The organism is Brevibacillus choshinensis (assembly GCF_001420695.1).
Classification (GTDB): domain Bacteria; phylum Bacillota; class Bacilli; order Brevibacillales; family Brevibacillaceae; genus Brevibacillus; species Brevibacillus choshinensis.
This window is the reverse complement of the sequence record NZ_LJJB01000007.1, coordinates 948,824-962,915: the sequence shown is the minus strand read 5'-3', so window position 1 is coordinate 962,915 and position 14,092 is coordinate 948,824. Positions and strand designations below refer to the sequence as shown.

Sequence of the window (14,092 nt, the reverse complement as noted above, 5' to 3'; positions counted from 1 at the left end):
CCACATCGAGGATGGCCCCCGTTCACCCATCTTTTATTGATGGACAGATGAGTACACGCTGATCAGCCGCTGCACCCCTTCACGCAATTTCTGCTCATTCAAATAGGAATAACACACTCTTATCCATGATTTTGACTCCCGAAGTGGGTCACATATCGATCCGGGCACAAACGTAATGGAATTCTCGATGCTTTTGCTGAGAAAATCATCCATGGGAACAGACTCAGGAAGCATCATCCACAGGTTGAAGCCTCCTGCCGGGCTAGACCATTTCCAGTCGGTAACAGAAAACTCTTCCTCCATCATTTCCTTACGAATGGAGAGAGCAATTCGGAGCTTCTCCAAATGCTGCTGCATTCGTGCTGAAAAGAAATAGTGCAAGAAGATCTTTTGATTCAAATGGGGAGTCCCACTGTCTGCGAGTGACTTCGCTCTCACCAACAGGTTCATTACAGACGGACGGCAGGCGACTATGGCGATGCTCAAGCCAGGCGCGATGTATTTACTAAAGCTGCGAATGTAGATGACCGTCCCAGACGTATCATAGGAAAACAGCGGCAACGGCGGCTTTTTTCCAAAGTAAATATCACGATAAGGATCGTCCTCTACCAGTAAGCATTGGTACTGTGCAGCCAGTTCCACCAATCGTTTTCGTTGCTCTACAGGGATCGTGTAGCCCGTTGGATTTTGAAAGGTAGGGTTGAGATAAAAAAGTCGCGGCTTATGGGTTTGCAGGAGCTTTTCTACTTGATCCAGGTCATACCCGTCCTCTTCAATCTCGATGGGGACGATTGTAGCTCCCTGTCTTCTAAAGACATCGATGGCTGGGCTGTATGTCGGTCTTTCCAGAAAAACGACGTCTCTCGGCTTTATCAAGACTCTGGCCACTATATCAATGGCTTCTTGAGAGCCCGAGGTGACCAATAATTCGTCCGGATTCAGGTAAAAGTGATAATGATTGATGAAATAATCACATAGGGCATCTCGCAGCTCCTGATCACCTTGTATCGTCGAATACGTTCCCAATACTTTTGGATATAGATCAAAAACCTTTTTCACGTATTCGGAAAAATACAGGTTTGGCAAAAGATTCGGATCGAGTAGGGCTTTGGAAAATTGATACGTGGCCTGCACCTGATGAATTTCCGAGAGATGACTCTCTTGAACGTAGGCAGAAACAATGGGATCATTACGCGAATCCAACGACAAACCATGGCCAGGCTGTACATAGTAACCCGATTTATCTCTTACATACACTTTTTGATTTTGTTTCAACAACTGGTAGGCTTTAAACACCGTGAGCCGATGGACATTGAATTCCAGTGCCAGCGTACGGACAGATGGGAGCTTTTCATGCTCTTTCCACTCTCCGCGTCTGATTCGTTCTAAAACATAGTCGTATATCTGTTCGAAAAGCTTGTCGGAATGATCATTGGAAAGAACCCCTCTTTTCATCTAGCTTCCCCCTCTCCTACCTCTTATTATGATTGCATAAGTCGCTATCTGTTCTATTCGTTAAAAACTGTTCTACTCCTCTTCCCTTATGCTGGTGGAAAGGAGGAATCACAATGATACTGCTCAACTATATCGTGATGTGTTTAATCTTCGGTACGACCTTTTTGGCCATAAAAGTCGGGATAGATGCAGGCGCGTCGCCCTTTTTCTCAGCGGGTATTCGTTTTTTTCTAGCTGGCTTTATTTTATTTCTTTGGATGGTCTGGAAAAAGAAAGCGAGCCTGTCGCTCTTGTTCACGAAAGAGATGTTCCTGACAGGTCTAGGGCTTACCTTTGGTGTCTTCGCCTCTTTGTACTGGGCAGAGCAGTATTTAAGCTCTGGGATTGCCGCTATCTTATCGGCAACAGCGCCTCTACTTATTCTGCTGCTACAGACGTTCCTTTCTCGACAAAAGCTCTCCGGCTCAGCTTGGGTCGGTTGTCTCGTTGGGTTAGCAGGTGTTGTCATCTTGCTCTTACCAGGTCTTACCATCGACTTCAATAAGTACTGGCTGCTTGGGTGCTTGGTGGTCTTATTTGGTCAAATCTTTTATTCTGGTGGCGCTGTCTATTCTCGTCATGTCATCCAGCGATTCCAGCATACGTCACCCATTGCACTCAATGCCGCTCAGATGATGCATGGCGGATTCCTGCTTCTGCTGTTATCGTTGTTTACAGAGCAGGCGCATATCGCATCCATGTTTACTCCGACAGCTATCTTTTCACTTGTTTATTTAATCTTCGTCGGATCCATGATGGGACACACCATTTTTTATTGGCTCGTAGCCAAAACCAATCCGGTATTCCCTTCTACCTGGCTATATATCTCTCCATTAATCTCCCTCTGCTTAGGGGCAGTCCTCTATCATGAGCCGCTAACCATCTTGTCGCTGGTAGGAGGAATTACGATTATCGTTGGCATCGTTCTGGTCAATTTGGAAAACTTGAAAAAGCTAGTGAACAAAAAGGCAGGCGTTTTGCCTTCCATCAGTAACCAAAGATAAGACCTGCTAATGAGCTTTCGTGAATACAAATAAGGAGAGGGCTCCCCCTCTCCTCTTAGGCGTCTGCTTAACAGATTAAGCTGCACGACGCTCCATATCCCGAATGTGCTCGAACAGGATATACGACCTCAGCGCTGTCTCCAGGTGTACGCGGTCCGGTTCCTTGGTCGTGAAATGCTTTTGGAAAAACCCGGACAGCTTGTAAGCGAAACCGCAGTATTTGCGCAAAAAACGATCACCAAACATCCCAGCCAGAAGTGTCGCCACCCCGCTGGCAACGCTCCACTCCAACGGCAGGAAAAACACAGTGAGCACAAAGCCGATGAAATACCAGACAACCAGATTCGTCGAGCAACCCGCATTGACGATATCCGCCTTCGCAATTTCCCCGATAGCGTCCATCTTTTTTCTTCCATAATGACTGAATACTTTATGCTCTGCTCCGTGGAATTTTTTCATCACACTTGGAAAGACAAAATGAAAGCCTCCTATGTAGACCGCAATCCACATGGGATCGACAACTGCCCAGGATGGATACAAAAATGCAGCAATGACGTATCCAGCTAGCAGCAAATGAAACAACTGATAATACCAAGGAAAGGAGAAAAAGATTCGGTACCAGAGCTTGCCGATGGTTCGAATCGTAATTTTTTCAGCCCACAAATGGATGACTCCGTCTTTCACTTCCGCACAGGCCAACACATTCCGATCGTGAAATAAGACGCCACGACTAAAAGACATTCCCATAATCATCTGTAAGCTATTCTCCTTCCGCTCGAATGTCGTTATAATAGGTTGAATGTACACAGAATGAAGGAGGTTTCCACAATTGATCCGCATGGTTCCGACTACACCACTCACACCTAAGCAAGATCCATGGGAGCCGTTGGCGGGTGCGACACCACCAGCCTACAAGCTGACTAGCGTCGAATTTACCGTAACGAATCTGTGCAATCTCCGTTGTGAGCATTGTGCAGTGGGTGATACATTGCGTTACAAGGACGATCCTGCTCTACCCGTTGACCTAATCCTGCGACGTCTGGATGAAGCACGTGATCTTCTCACTCTCAGTATAACAGGCGGCGAACCGATGTACAGCGAGCGTACAGTCAAAGAGGTCATCCTGCCTATCCTGAAGTATGCGACCGATCGAGGGCTGCGAACACAGATCAATTCCAACATGTCCATGCCATTCTCGCGCTATGAACTGATCCTTCCCTACATAGATGTCATGCACATTTCGTGGAACTGGTCTACTCCAGAAGAATTCCATGATATTGTTTACGCAAAAGCAAGACAGGCGGTTTCATCCAAACAGGCAGAAGCTCTGTTCAACAGCATGCTGGATAGTTCTAGAAAGCTAGCGGATGCCGGTGTGTTTGTCTCCGCCGAAACGATGCTGAACCATCGGACATGGCCAAAGCTTGTGACTCTTCACCAGCAAATCCAAGAGATGGGTGCCCGTCGCCACGAAGTCCATCCGATGTACGCGAGCGACTTTGCCCGTGATCTCGACGTCCTCCAGCTAGATGAGCTGCGAGCCGCGGTTCACCATATGCTCGATATCCGCAATGAAGATCTGTGGATGCTGTTTGGCACCTTGCCCTTTTTCGCTTGCAGCCCAGTCGAAGCAGATCGCGAGCTTATCAAGCGCTTGCGAGAAGCTAAAAATGTAACGACTCGCAATGATCCGGATGGTCGCAATCGCCTCAACGTGAATATTTTTACGGGTGAAGTGATCGTAACGGATTTTGGTGATGTCGAGCCGCTCGGAAACATTCAGTCTGATCAGCTTCAAACGATGTTTGACACCTGGCAGAAGCATTCGCTCAACGAAAAAATCAGCTGCTACTGCCCAGAAGCCCAGTGTGCCGGTCCCAATTTACTGGTTGCCAATACCTACTACAACGAAACCGACTTTACCCAGCGCAAGGCTTTGGTCTAAACGGGCAACATAGGTGTAGAGGTGAAAGCTAATATGAGCAAACGCAGGCGACCTCTCGTTGCGAACTCACGAAACGGACTGGATGCCCTGAAGGCACAGGTCGCTCAAGTCGATGACCCGAATCAGGCGAAGTATGAAGTTGCGCGTGAACTAGATGTTCCTCTGCAGAACGGGTACAATGGCCAGCTAAGCTCCCATGACGCCGGTCGTATCGGTGGACGTTTGGGCGGGAGCATGGTTAAGGAAATGGTCAAAATGGGCATGCAAGCCATGCAGAATAAAAATAGTGACTAAGCTTGTCATGCCACATCGGCTTCCTGTTCTTCTTCCAGCTATACGAAAGAACCCCACTGTCCATGCTCAAGAGCAAACAGCGGGGTTTTCTTCGTTTCTTCATCTAGCGAAGTCGATCCAGCTTTTTTGCACTCGGCTTTCGAGGCCCCAGCATGGTCTTGCTGATCATGTTCACTTTGTGGAAGGAATCAAACACAGTATCGATCACTTCCACCAGTTCACGGATTTGCACCACTTTCCCATAGACGCCCATGAAATGGTGTCTCACAATCTTCCCATTAAGCCCAAACATGGCCGCACCTCCTCTTAATCCTCTCCTATCACCCTATGCAGCAAGGCGTTCGGAGGAAATCACCCAACGAAAAAAATTTAGGATGATACACAAAATGCCCGAAGGCAACTCTCGGGCATTTCATCGTTGTAGAATCATGATGCTATTGTCTAGGTCGCGGAGTCGGTGTAGTGGTCGGACGCGGAGTAGGTGTGGTGGTCGGACGCGGACGAGGAGGTGGTGGTACTGGGCGCTCCAGATTCGTAACGCGCGTTTCCAGTCTGTTTATGCGAGTCTCCAGACGATCGACACGGTCACTCAACTTCGTATAGTCGTCCCGCAAAGCATCGATTCGATACTCAGCACGTGTCAGGCGACGGTCGAAGTCGCTCATGGGGGGAGGAGTCGGGGCCGGCGTAGTGGCAGTGGGGATGTAGATTGTTTGACCGACGTAAATGTAGTAGGGATACGCAATATTATTGACACGGATTAGTTCCTGGACAGGTACGCCAAAGCGGGCAGCGATGCTGTTTAATGTGTCTCCCGCACGGACTACATAGTTCACTCGCGATCACTCCTTTTCGGATTTGTTTCGTTATTAACCTATGCCCGCCCGTATGCTGCGAACCTAAACCAATACCCATTTTCCCAACAATGGTCAAACACCCAGTATATACGCCGTGACCAGATTGGAAGTGTCAGGCTATGCAAAAAAACCTCCAGCACGATAATAGTGCCAGAGGCTTCTCAATCTTCTTATTTGAATACCGGTGCAGCAAATTGCGCCAATTTTTCCATCGAAGATTTCTCGACGTCAGCGTGCAGGCTGTTGCCATGGGAATCCATCGTAACGATCGCTGCAAAGCCTTTTACGCGTAGGTGCCACATTGCCTCAGGAACACCGAATTCCATGAAGTCCACACCTTCTACTTTTTCCAAGCATTCTGCATAGTATTGAGCAGCTCCGCCGATGGCATTGAGGTACACGGCGCCATGTTCGTTCAGAGCTTTCAACGTTTTGGCACCCATGCCACCTTTTCCGATGACAGCGCGAATACCGAATTTTTTAATGATCTCCCCTTGGTACGGCTCCTCGCGAATAGAGGTAGTCGGACCTGCTGCTTTTACATGCCACTCGCCAGCTTCATCTTTGAGCATGACTGGACCGCAGTGGTAGATGATGCCGCCGTTCAAGTCAACCGGGCAATCATTTTCCATCAGGTAGCTGTGCAAAGCATCGCGGCCTGTGTGCATTTCGCCGTTGATGATAACGACGTCGCCTACTTTCAAGCTGCGGATTTGTTCTTCGGAAATCGGAGCTTGCAGGACAACCTCTCTGCGCTCTTCTTTCGCGTCAGCCGCTGCAGCAGGAGTCAGATCCATTTCCACAACTTCATCTTTGTACAGGTAACGGTTGATTTCACCGGTTTCTGGATTGAGACGAACGCCTTGGCGACGGAATGCCCAGCAGTTGTAAGCAACAGATACGAAGAAGCTCGCTGGCAGACGATTTTCTACGCCTACTTTACATCCGAGTAGTGTCGCGTTTCCGCCGAAGCCCATTGTCCCGATACCCAATTGGTTTGCCGTTTCCATGATGTAGCTCTCCAGCTCAGCCAGTTCCGGAATTGGATTCACGTCATCGACACGACGGAACAACTGGTGCTTCGCCAGCGCATATCCGGAAGTGCGGTCGCCCCCGATTCCTACGCCGATAAAACCAGCGGAGCAGCCTTGGCCTTGTGCTTGGTATACCGCGTGCAGGATGCATTTGCGGATGCCATCGAGGTTGCGGCCAACTTTACCGAGGCCTTCCAGTTCACAAGGGAGGGAGTACTGGATGTTTTTGTTCTCACAGCCGCCGCCTTTGAGGATCAGCTTGATTTCGATCTCATCCTCTTCCCATTGCTCAAAGTGAATGACAGGAGTACCAGGTCCGAGGTTATCCCCCGTGTTCGCTCCCGTCAAGGAATCTACGGAGTTGGAACGCAGTTTACCTGTTTTGGTCGCTTCTGCGATTGCTTCTTTGATCGCCTTCTTGATGATCAGTTGATTCACGCCAATCGGCGTTTTCACTTCAAATGTCGGCATACCCGTATCCTGACAGATCGGGGAAACGTTTTCTTCTGCCATGACGACGTTTTGCGCGATGGTAGACAAAGAAAGCGCTGCGCGAGTGCCCAAATCTTCTTGCAGTTTTGCAGCGTTGACGGCGCGACGCACGTCAGGCGGCAGGTTCGTAGACGTATCTGTAATCAGCTCAAGGATGCTTTGTTTCAAGTTTTCCATCTATGACGCTCCTTTAGACGAAGTGGTGTGATCGATATCATAAACCGCCTACTATTATAGCATACGGTCCCTCACCTGTCCGTAGATTGTGTCCGAAGAAGTGTGAAACATTTGCCGATACCTATCGTCCAATAAGCAGTGACTAATTGACAAAAGCTCGATCTTAGGGGGGATACCATGAAAAAAGGATGGTCTATGCTACTCATTTCCACAGCTCTCACACTGGCACTCACCCCGTTCTTTACAGCTACTGGGGCGATGGGAGAAGAAGTTGTAGCGGTCAATAACAAAGACGAATTGCCAGTCGTCGGTTCGTATGATCACTTCAAAAAGCTCTTGGAAACAGAATGGCGAGCACAACAAAACAGAAATTATCCAACTGCCATGGAATCCACTGTCGTCATGTCCCCAGCCGCTCCGCAGGCTAAAATGGCTGATTCTGCTGGTGGAACTCCGTCTGATTTCTCTACGACAAACACCCAAGTACAGGGTGTGGATGAAGCCGATATTGTCAAATCAGATGGCACGTACTTGTACCAAGCGACTAGTCAGGAGGTTCGCATCATTCAGGCTTACCCTGCAGCTAAGATGCAGATCAATAGTCGAATCACCTACGACAACGGTCTCTTTCAACCATTGGAGCTCTACGTAGATGAAAAACGGCTGATTGTCATTGGGCAGGCTAATGAATCTGTAAAAACCAATTCTTCGATTGTTTCCAAACGCAGAATTCCGTATGTTCACGAGCAGCAAACGACCAAAGCAATGATCTATGACATCACTGATAAAGCCAATCCCCGTTTGACTCGGCAGCTGGACATCGAAGGTCAGTACCTTTCATCACGGAAAATTGGTGCCAATTTGTATGTGACAGCGAACCAGTACGTCAATACCTACCGAATTTTTGAGGACAAAGAGGCGCTTCCAGGTCCACTCTATCGGGATAGCCTCGAGGGCGATCAATACCAATCGGTTCCCTATTCAGACATCCGCTACTTCCCCAAGAGTATTCAGCCCAATTTTTTGATGGTAGCCGGGGTCAATCTGGATCGTCCCAAACAAAAAATGTCTATGGGCACTTACCTGGGGGCTGGTGAGAACATCTATGCTTCTCCCGAAAATCTCTACGTGGCCGTAACCGAATATGAGGCACAGCCCGAGACCGTAAAGCCCATGGGGCAATCGTTTGCTCCTACTCTTTTGCCGGTTCCCACAAAAACCAACACGACCATCTATCGTTTTGGAATGGCTGAAGGCGTGCTCACTTTCTCTGGAAAGGGAACAGTACCCGGTCGCATCCTCAACCAGTTTTCTCTCGACGAGCACGATGGGTACTTGCGGATCGCAACGACCAGTGGCGAAATGTGGCGCAATGATGAGAATACGTCCAAAAACAATTTGTACGTTCTCGATCAAGAGTTGCACACGTACGGCAAGTTGGAAGGAATCGCCCCTGGCGAACGAATCTATTCCGCTCGCTTTATGGGAAATCGCGCCTATATGGTGACATTTAAACAAGTCGATCCACTGTTTGTGATCGATTTGGCCAAACCATCCGCGCCTTCGATACTCGGTGCACTGAAAATTCCTGGTTACAGTGACTATCTGCATCCTTATGACGAAAACCATATTATTGGTTTCGGTAAGGAAGCCGAATCAGACAAAGACATGGCATTCTATCAAGGAATGAAAGTTGCCCTCTTTGATGTGTCGGACGTCACGCATCCAAAGGAGAAGTTCAAGACCGTTATCGGTGATCGGGGAACGAATTCAGACCTATTGTCAAACCATAAAGCACTTCTCTTTTCCAAGGAGAAAGAGCTGCTTGCTTTCCCAGTGACTGTTTATGAATGGACTACCGAGCAAAAAGCGAAAAATGACATTCACGAATACGGTTCGTTCACTTTCCAAGGAGCCTATGTCTACCAATTGAATCTGAAAACCGGCTTTACTTTGAACAGCAAGATTACCCACCTCACTGAGCAAGACTTGAAAAAATCTGGTGATGGCTGGTACAACAGCAAGAACAATATCAATCGCATCCTTACCATCAACGACACGCTTTACACCGTTTCCGAAGGCTTTATAGCAGCCCAGCAGCTATCCAGCAAACGTCAGCTAGGCATTCTCCCACTTGCGAAATAAAGGCAATGCTCTGTCACGCGAACAGGTTCTGTGCTAAGATGGATGAGTAGAAGCAGCAGGGAAGAGAGGGTGTCATCTGCGTGGATTATTTGAGTCTGAATCTGACGTCAACATTGGCGGGGCTAGCAGTCGTGCTTTTCGTCATGTTTATCCGACTGCATTGGCCGTTCCGCTTTCAATATATGGCCAACCTATACAAACGTCGCGCAGAAGTGAGATTGCGATGGCTAGACGCCTCTTATCGAAAGAACCGCTCGCGTGCAGTAGCCATGTTAGATAAATCAACGCATGAAATTATGACCGGCAATTATGAACTTGCGGAAAAGTTCATTGTTCAAGGGATTCATGTATGCAAAGACCAACCCTCGCTGTTCAATCAAGCTATGATACACTATTTGTTCTACAACCTGGCGATCGTCTACTATTCTTCCGGTCGCTATAGTGAAGCCTTGGAGGTCGCTTTTCGCATCTATCAGCGAGATCAGGGTATGACTGATTCATTGGCGCTCATCGCCTGTTCTCACGCCCGGCTGGGAGAAGTAGAGAGTGCATGGGAAGCGTATCAGCTGATTGCCACCAAGCGATCTGCCCGTGAATGGAAGCTGTTCTGCCTCGCTGAAATTGAAGCAGCCAAGGGTAACTACGAGCGTGCTCTCACCCATCTGCGGCAATTGATGGGAAAATCATCACCCAGCTTTCTCCATTTGAATCGTTCCGAACTGGAGAAACGTCTGGAAGAATGGCAAAAAGCATCCACACAAGCTGGATAACGCATAGATTTCCATTAGAATCACAAGCCGCACATCGCGTTATGGCTGTGCGGCTTTTCCTTGTCTACACGGAAATCGTTTCCCTAGAATCACCCATAGATTTCTTGCGATTGTGGAATTCTTGTAAGAACGGGTTACATATTTCTCCCGTATGTTCCCCCTATACTGATTGGCAGATAAGCATGAAAGAGAGGGTCAACTCTATGAAGAAGTTTGATGTATCCGTACTCACTGTATCCGTACTAATTTTCGGTCTCGCTGTCATCGGCGTGTCTCAAGCAAAAGGGACAACAACAGATACCGTCGCAGCCAAGATTGGCAATACTACCATTACTCAAACGCAAGTGTATGATGCGCTCAAAGTAAAGTCCGGTCCATCCGTGATGACACAACTAGTCGCTGCTGAGCTCTACCGATTGGAAGCTCAAGCCCAAGGTGTTTCTGTAACTGATCAAGATCTGGACAAGCTCATCAATCCAATCAAAGAAAAATTAGGTACCCCTGAGAAGTTCCAAGAGTATCTCGATGAAAAACATACAACGGAGCAAGAGTTCCGCGAAAAAACGCGACTGATTTTGATGCGTGATAAATTACTGGAAAAAGCGTTCCCGCCTACAGAGGAGCAAATCAAGGCTTACTACGAAAAGAACAAGGACAAGTACGAAAAACAAACGCTTGAACAAGCTCGACCAGACATCGTAGACAAAGTGAAAGATAAAAATAGAAGAGCCAATATCGATAAATGGCTCGAAGACCTCCACAAAAAATATCAAGTACAAATCATGGACCCTGCCCTTGTAGAAAAAGAGAAAAAAGAATAGCATTCCGTTCTCACATAAAAAAAGACTTGTGTCGCATGCATTCATGCTGACTCAAGTCTTTTTTATGTTTATCCACGAACCAATGAGATGATCTCTTGAATAAAGGGAACGACATTTCCTTTTAGGATTGGGCCATGTCCGGTCGCTAATACTTCAATAGGCCAATCCAGCATGATTTCCAAGCCATCTGCGTATTCCTGGACACGCTCAGGCTCTTTTACTTTCCACATCTGTATATACTGTTTATACGCTTCGCGAACTTCGGGCTCTTCCCCTACGATACTTCCCAAATCTGCGTCGGGAAAACAGAGATGATCTCCTGTAAAGCATACCTTCGACTGCGGATCGAATAAGGCGACGGAGCCTTCTGTGTGGTAGGAAAGTTGTCGAAAGCGTAGCGACGGAAGATCTCCCCCGCTTCCGGTAAACGTGTGCCCGAATAGCGTCTGGGAAAAATCATCCAGCTCATAATAATCATCCAGATGTATCCAGTTATTCCGGGATGGAAACAAGTCGGCATTGCCGATATGATCAGGGTGACGATGTGTAAAATAAACGTACTCGATGTGCTCAGCGGTGGCACCGATATCCTCAAGTGATTTCTGTAAAAAGGCTCGATGCTTTCGCAGTTGGGAATCAATCAACACAAACGAATCACCTTGTTTGATCACGTAGCTATTGATGTAGCTGTTCCATGCTTCTTCATAGGTGATGATCGCCCAGGTGGAGTCTGCGATCGGTGCAACCACATTGGTCATGCCTCCATCTCTCCTCTCCTCCCAGATACAGTTCCTTACTCCTATTATACACAAACATACACGAGCGTGCCGTTTGCTACCAAACTTAACGAATGACGGCTTCTTCACCAAGACTGATCCAAGCACGTCCCTGCGAACGGCGAATGTCGACACTCACGCCGAAAAAGCGCGTCAGCTCCTCTGGCGTCAATACATGATCCGTTTCCCCAGCCTGATCTACCTTGCCCGCTTTCAATAACAACGTGTGAGTAAAACAAGGTAAAATTTCTTCAATGTGATGTGTAACATACACTAGTGTTGGTCCACCTGGCTGCTTTGCGATTTTTTCGATCATCGCCAGCAGCTGCTCCCTCGATAACAGGTCGAGACCCGTACATGGCTCGTCCAGAATCAAAAGTCGAGGTTTAGCCATGAGGGCACGGGCAATCAGTACCTTTTGACGTTCTCCTTGTGAAAGAGCGCCGTACGGACGATCTTTCAATGCCTCACAACCAAACATCACCAGCAATTCTTGCGCCGACTTCACATCCTCCTCTCGCGGTATGGAATACAATCCGATGGTCGCTTCTCTCCCGCTCAGGATGATACGGAATGCCGTCTCGTGCTCATGGAGCTGTGCCATCAATGACGTACTCACCCATCCGATCGATTTGCGCACTTCCCGCAGGTCAACCGTCCCATACAGATAGTCCAGTACGCTCACTTCGCCCTTGGTCGGCCACGTGTACCCGCTGATGATTTTGAGCAAGCTTGTTTTCCCGGACCCGTTTAGACCCACTAGACACCAGTGCTCTCCCTCTTTGACCTGCCAGTCGATCCCGTCCAATATGGTTGTCTCATCCCGTTGCCAGCTGACGTTTTTCACATCGATAATCATGGTTTCTCCACTCCAGTCTCTCTCTATGATCCCGCAATGTTCTGATTATTACGAGTATACTCGTCATTTCCTGATCGATCAATTCTTTTTACCTACGAGAAGACCCCCATGGCACAATGACTCATGGAGGTCTTCGACTCGAACAATGGAATTAAAATTTCCCTTGAATCTTAAAGATGGCTTCAGCAAACAACGTGGCAAACAGGAACGTCCCCGTAAAAACGACGAGCGAGACAACAACGATTCGCCAGCTAAGCTGTTTGAAGAGATGAATGTCTTTCCCGAGCGACAAACCTGCATAAGCGAGAATCGGTGTCGCTAATGCGAGCAGATTGATTTTTCCGATTGCCGCAGCCGTGAACGCATTCCCCGGGAAAAACGGCGAAGTGGCGATCATCGCGAAGAGAGAAATCCATACAATTACTGGTGACTTGAACGGCAAGATACGTGTAAAACCCATCCCGATCAATGTAATCAGTGCCAAAAGCAAAATTCCAGGCAATGATTCGGTCGGTGGTACATGATAGCCAATCCAGTTGCCCACGAGAGCGATAACGCCAATGAGTAAAATCGTCAATACCTGGTTCATGCGCTATGCTGCCCCCCTTCTTGGATGTTTTTGCTCTTGCGTCCGATAATTGGCTCCAACCATTTATACAGACGCTGAGTGAGTGGGAGGGAAACGAAAATACATACGTAGGTCCCGATAATGCTCATCATCAGATTGGCTGCCCCAGAATAAAACGCGATATCTTTTGCCGCGTCTGGGAAGATGACAGCCAAAGAACCTGTTGCAGCAGCCATCATACTACCTGATCCTACCGCAGCACCCATCGCGAGGGAAATCGGATGGAATATTCCACTGCTACCCAATAGGCTCGCCAGGATGGACATGTAAATGGCACCGAAGAGTGTACCACAAATATAGACGCCCAGAGCTCCACGTGCTTCCGGTGAGTTTGCTCCAAACTTGTCCACAATAATAGCGAGGTTGGGCTCACGATCGAGCGAATATGTTGCGCCGATTGCCTCTCGCTTGAGGCCAATCAACAGAGCGATAGGCAACCCCAACGCGATTGTCCCGACAATATGACCTACTTCTTGGAACAGAAGTGATACACCAGAGCCCATCAGTTTGGGTAGTTCAGGTCCGATGTTGGCTCCCAGTTTGCAGATGAAGAGGAAAAAGGATAACCCCAAAATATTGGCTGCGGCGTTCATTTCTTTTTCCTTCAGCCATTTGAATTTAGGCCAGCTGATAAAGCCTCCGAGAATGAGTGCATACAGCATAGGAAACAATGCGATGACACCAATGCCGATGTTGATTTTTTTCGTACCGATCAACTCAGTGAGAGCTACCAGAATTAATACAATGAAGTGCAGCTTGAACACATTAACGCGTTCCTCCGTCATGATGTACCCCC

Annotated in this window: 15 protein-coding genes; 6 read left to right on the top strand and 9 right to left on the bottom strand. The window is 48.0% G+C overall.

Annotated features, from left to right (window positions below):
• Positions 1-33 precede the first annotated feature (33 nt).
• Positions 34-1,455: an aminotransferase-like domain-containing protein gene (locus AN963_RS04595; RefSeq protein ID WP_055743357.1), complete on the bottom strand. Its 1,422-nt coding sequence runs from the start codon at positions 1,453-1,455 to the stop codon at positions 34-36.
• Between the two features lie 113 nt (positions 1,456-1,568).
• On the opposite strand from AN963_RS04595, the gene AN963_RS04590 reads away from it, so the two are divergent.
• Positions 1,569-2,498, top strand: a complete 930-nt coding sequence (locus tag AN963_RS04590; RefSeq protein ID WP_055743356.1) for a DMT family transporter — start codon at positions 1,569-1,571, stop codon at positions 2,496-2,498.
• Positions 2,499-2,573: 75 nt separating this feature from the next.
• On the opposite strand, the gene AN963_RS04585 is transcribed toward AN963_RS04590, so the two are convergent.
• The gene (locus AN963_RS04585; RefSeq protein ID WP_055743355.1) at positions 2,574-3,251 is read right to left on the bottom strand and encodes a DUF1385 domain-containing protein; all 678 of its coding nucleotides are present in this window, start codon (positions 3,249-3,251) and stop codon (positions 2,574-2,576) included.
• A gap of 76 nt (positions 3,252-3,327) precedes the next feature.
• Between AN963_RS04585 and yfkAB the strand changes: the two genes are divergently transcribed.
• Complete coding sequence (gene yfkAB / locus AN963_RS04580; RefSeq protein WP_055743354.1) at positions 3,328-4,443, top strand: radical SAM/CxCxxxxC motif protein YfkAB; 1,116 nt, start codon at positions 3,328-3,330, stop codon at positions 4,441-4,443.
• A gap of 33 nt (positions 4,444-4,476) precedes the next feature.
• Positions 4,477-4,737, top strand: coding sequence for an alpha/beta-type small acid-soluble spore protein (locus tag AN963_RS04575; RefSeq protein ID WP_055743353.1), 261 nt, complete (start codon positions 4,477-4,479; stop codon positions 4,735-4,737).
• 103 nt (positions 4,738-4,840) lie between these two features.
• Here AN963_RS04575 and AN963_RS04570 read toward each other — a convergent pair whose 3' ends face one another.
• The 3 genes from AN963_RS04570 to AN963_RS04560 all read right to left on the bottom strand — a co-directional run bounded on the left by AN963_RS04570 (position 4,841) and on the right by AN963_RS04560 (position 7,297).
• Positions 4,841-5,029, bottom strand: coding sequence for a hypothetical protein (locus AN963_RS04570; RefSeq protein WP_055743352.1), 189 nt, complete (start codon positions 5,027-5,029; stop codon positions 4,841-4,843).
• Positions 5,030-5,171: 142 nt separating this feature from the next.
• Complete coding sequence (locus AN963_RS04565) at positions 5,172-5,573, bottom strand: LysM peptidoglycan-binding domain-containing protein (protein ID WP_055743351.1); 402 nt, start codon at positions 5,571-5,573, stop codon at positions 5,172-5,174.
• A 191-nt stretch (positions 5,574-5,764) separates the two neighbouring features.
• On the bottom strand, positions 5,765-7,297 hold the full coding sequence (locus AN963_RS04560; protein ID WP_055743350.1) for a fumarate hydratase: 1,533 nt from the start codon (positions 7,295-7,297) through the stop codon (positions 5,765-5,767).
• A gap of 177 nt (positions 7,298-7,474) precedes the next feature.
• Between AN963_RS04560 and AN963_RS04555 the strand changes: the two genes are divergently transcribed.
• From AN963_RS04555 to AN963_RS04545, 3 genes are all read left to right on the top strand, one after another.
• Positions 7,475-9,442, top strand: a complete 1,968-nt coding sequence (locus AN963_RS04555; RefSeq protein WP_055743349.1) for a beta-propeller domain-containing protein — start codon at positions 7,475-7,477, stop codon at positions 9,440-9,442.
• A gap of 80 nt (positions 9,443-9,522) precedes the next feature.
• Positions 9,523-10,212 (top strand): tetratricopeptide repeat protein, encoded by a 690-nt coding sequence (locus AN963_RS04550; protein ID WP_055743348.1) that lies wholly within the window; start codon positions 9,523-9,525, stop codon positions 10,210-10,212.
• A 203-nt stretch (positions 10,213-10,415) separates the two neighbouring features.
• Positions 10,416-11,033, top strand: coding sequence for a SurA N-terminal domain-containing protein (locus tag AN963_RS04545; protein ID WP_055743347.1), 618 nt, complete (start codon positions 10,416-10,418; stop codon positions 11,031-11,033).
• Between the two features lie 68 nt (positions 11,034-11,101).
• On the opposite strand, the gene AN963_RS04540 is transcribed toward AN963_RS04545, so the two are convergent.
• The 4 genes from AN963_RS04540 to AN963_RS04525 all read right to left on the bottom strand — a co-directional run bounded on the left by AN963_RS04540 (position 11,102) and on the right by AN963_RS04525 (position 14,081).
• Entirely contained in the window at positions 11,102-11,791 is a 690-nt protein-coding gene (locus tag AN963_RS04540) for an MBL fold metallo-hydrolase (protein WP_055743346.1), read from the bottom strand.
• Between the two features lie 85 nt (positions 11,792-11,876).
• A complete protein-coding gene (locus AN963_RS04535; RefSeq protein WP_055743345.1) occupies positions 11,877-12,668 on the bottom strand; it encodes an ABC transporter ATP-binding protein in 792 nt (263 codons plus the stop codon).
• Positions 12,669-12,819: 151 nt separating this feature from the next.
• Entirely contained in the window at positions 12,820-13,257 is a 438-nt protein-coding gene (locus AN963_RS04530) for a hypothetical protein (protein WP_055743344.1), read from the bottom strand.
• Positions 13,254-14,081 (bottom strand): DUF3100 domain-containing protein, encoded by an 828-nt coding sequence (locus AN963_RS04525; RefSeq protein ID WP_055743343.1) that lies wholly within the window; start codon positions 14,079-14,081, stop codon positions 13,254-13,256. The genes AN963_RS04530 and AN963_RS04525 overlap by 4 nt, the downstream gene beginning before the upstream one ends.
• Between the last annotated feature and the right edge of the window lie 11 nt (positions 14,082-14,092).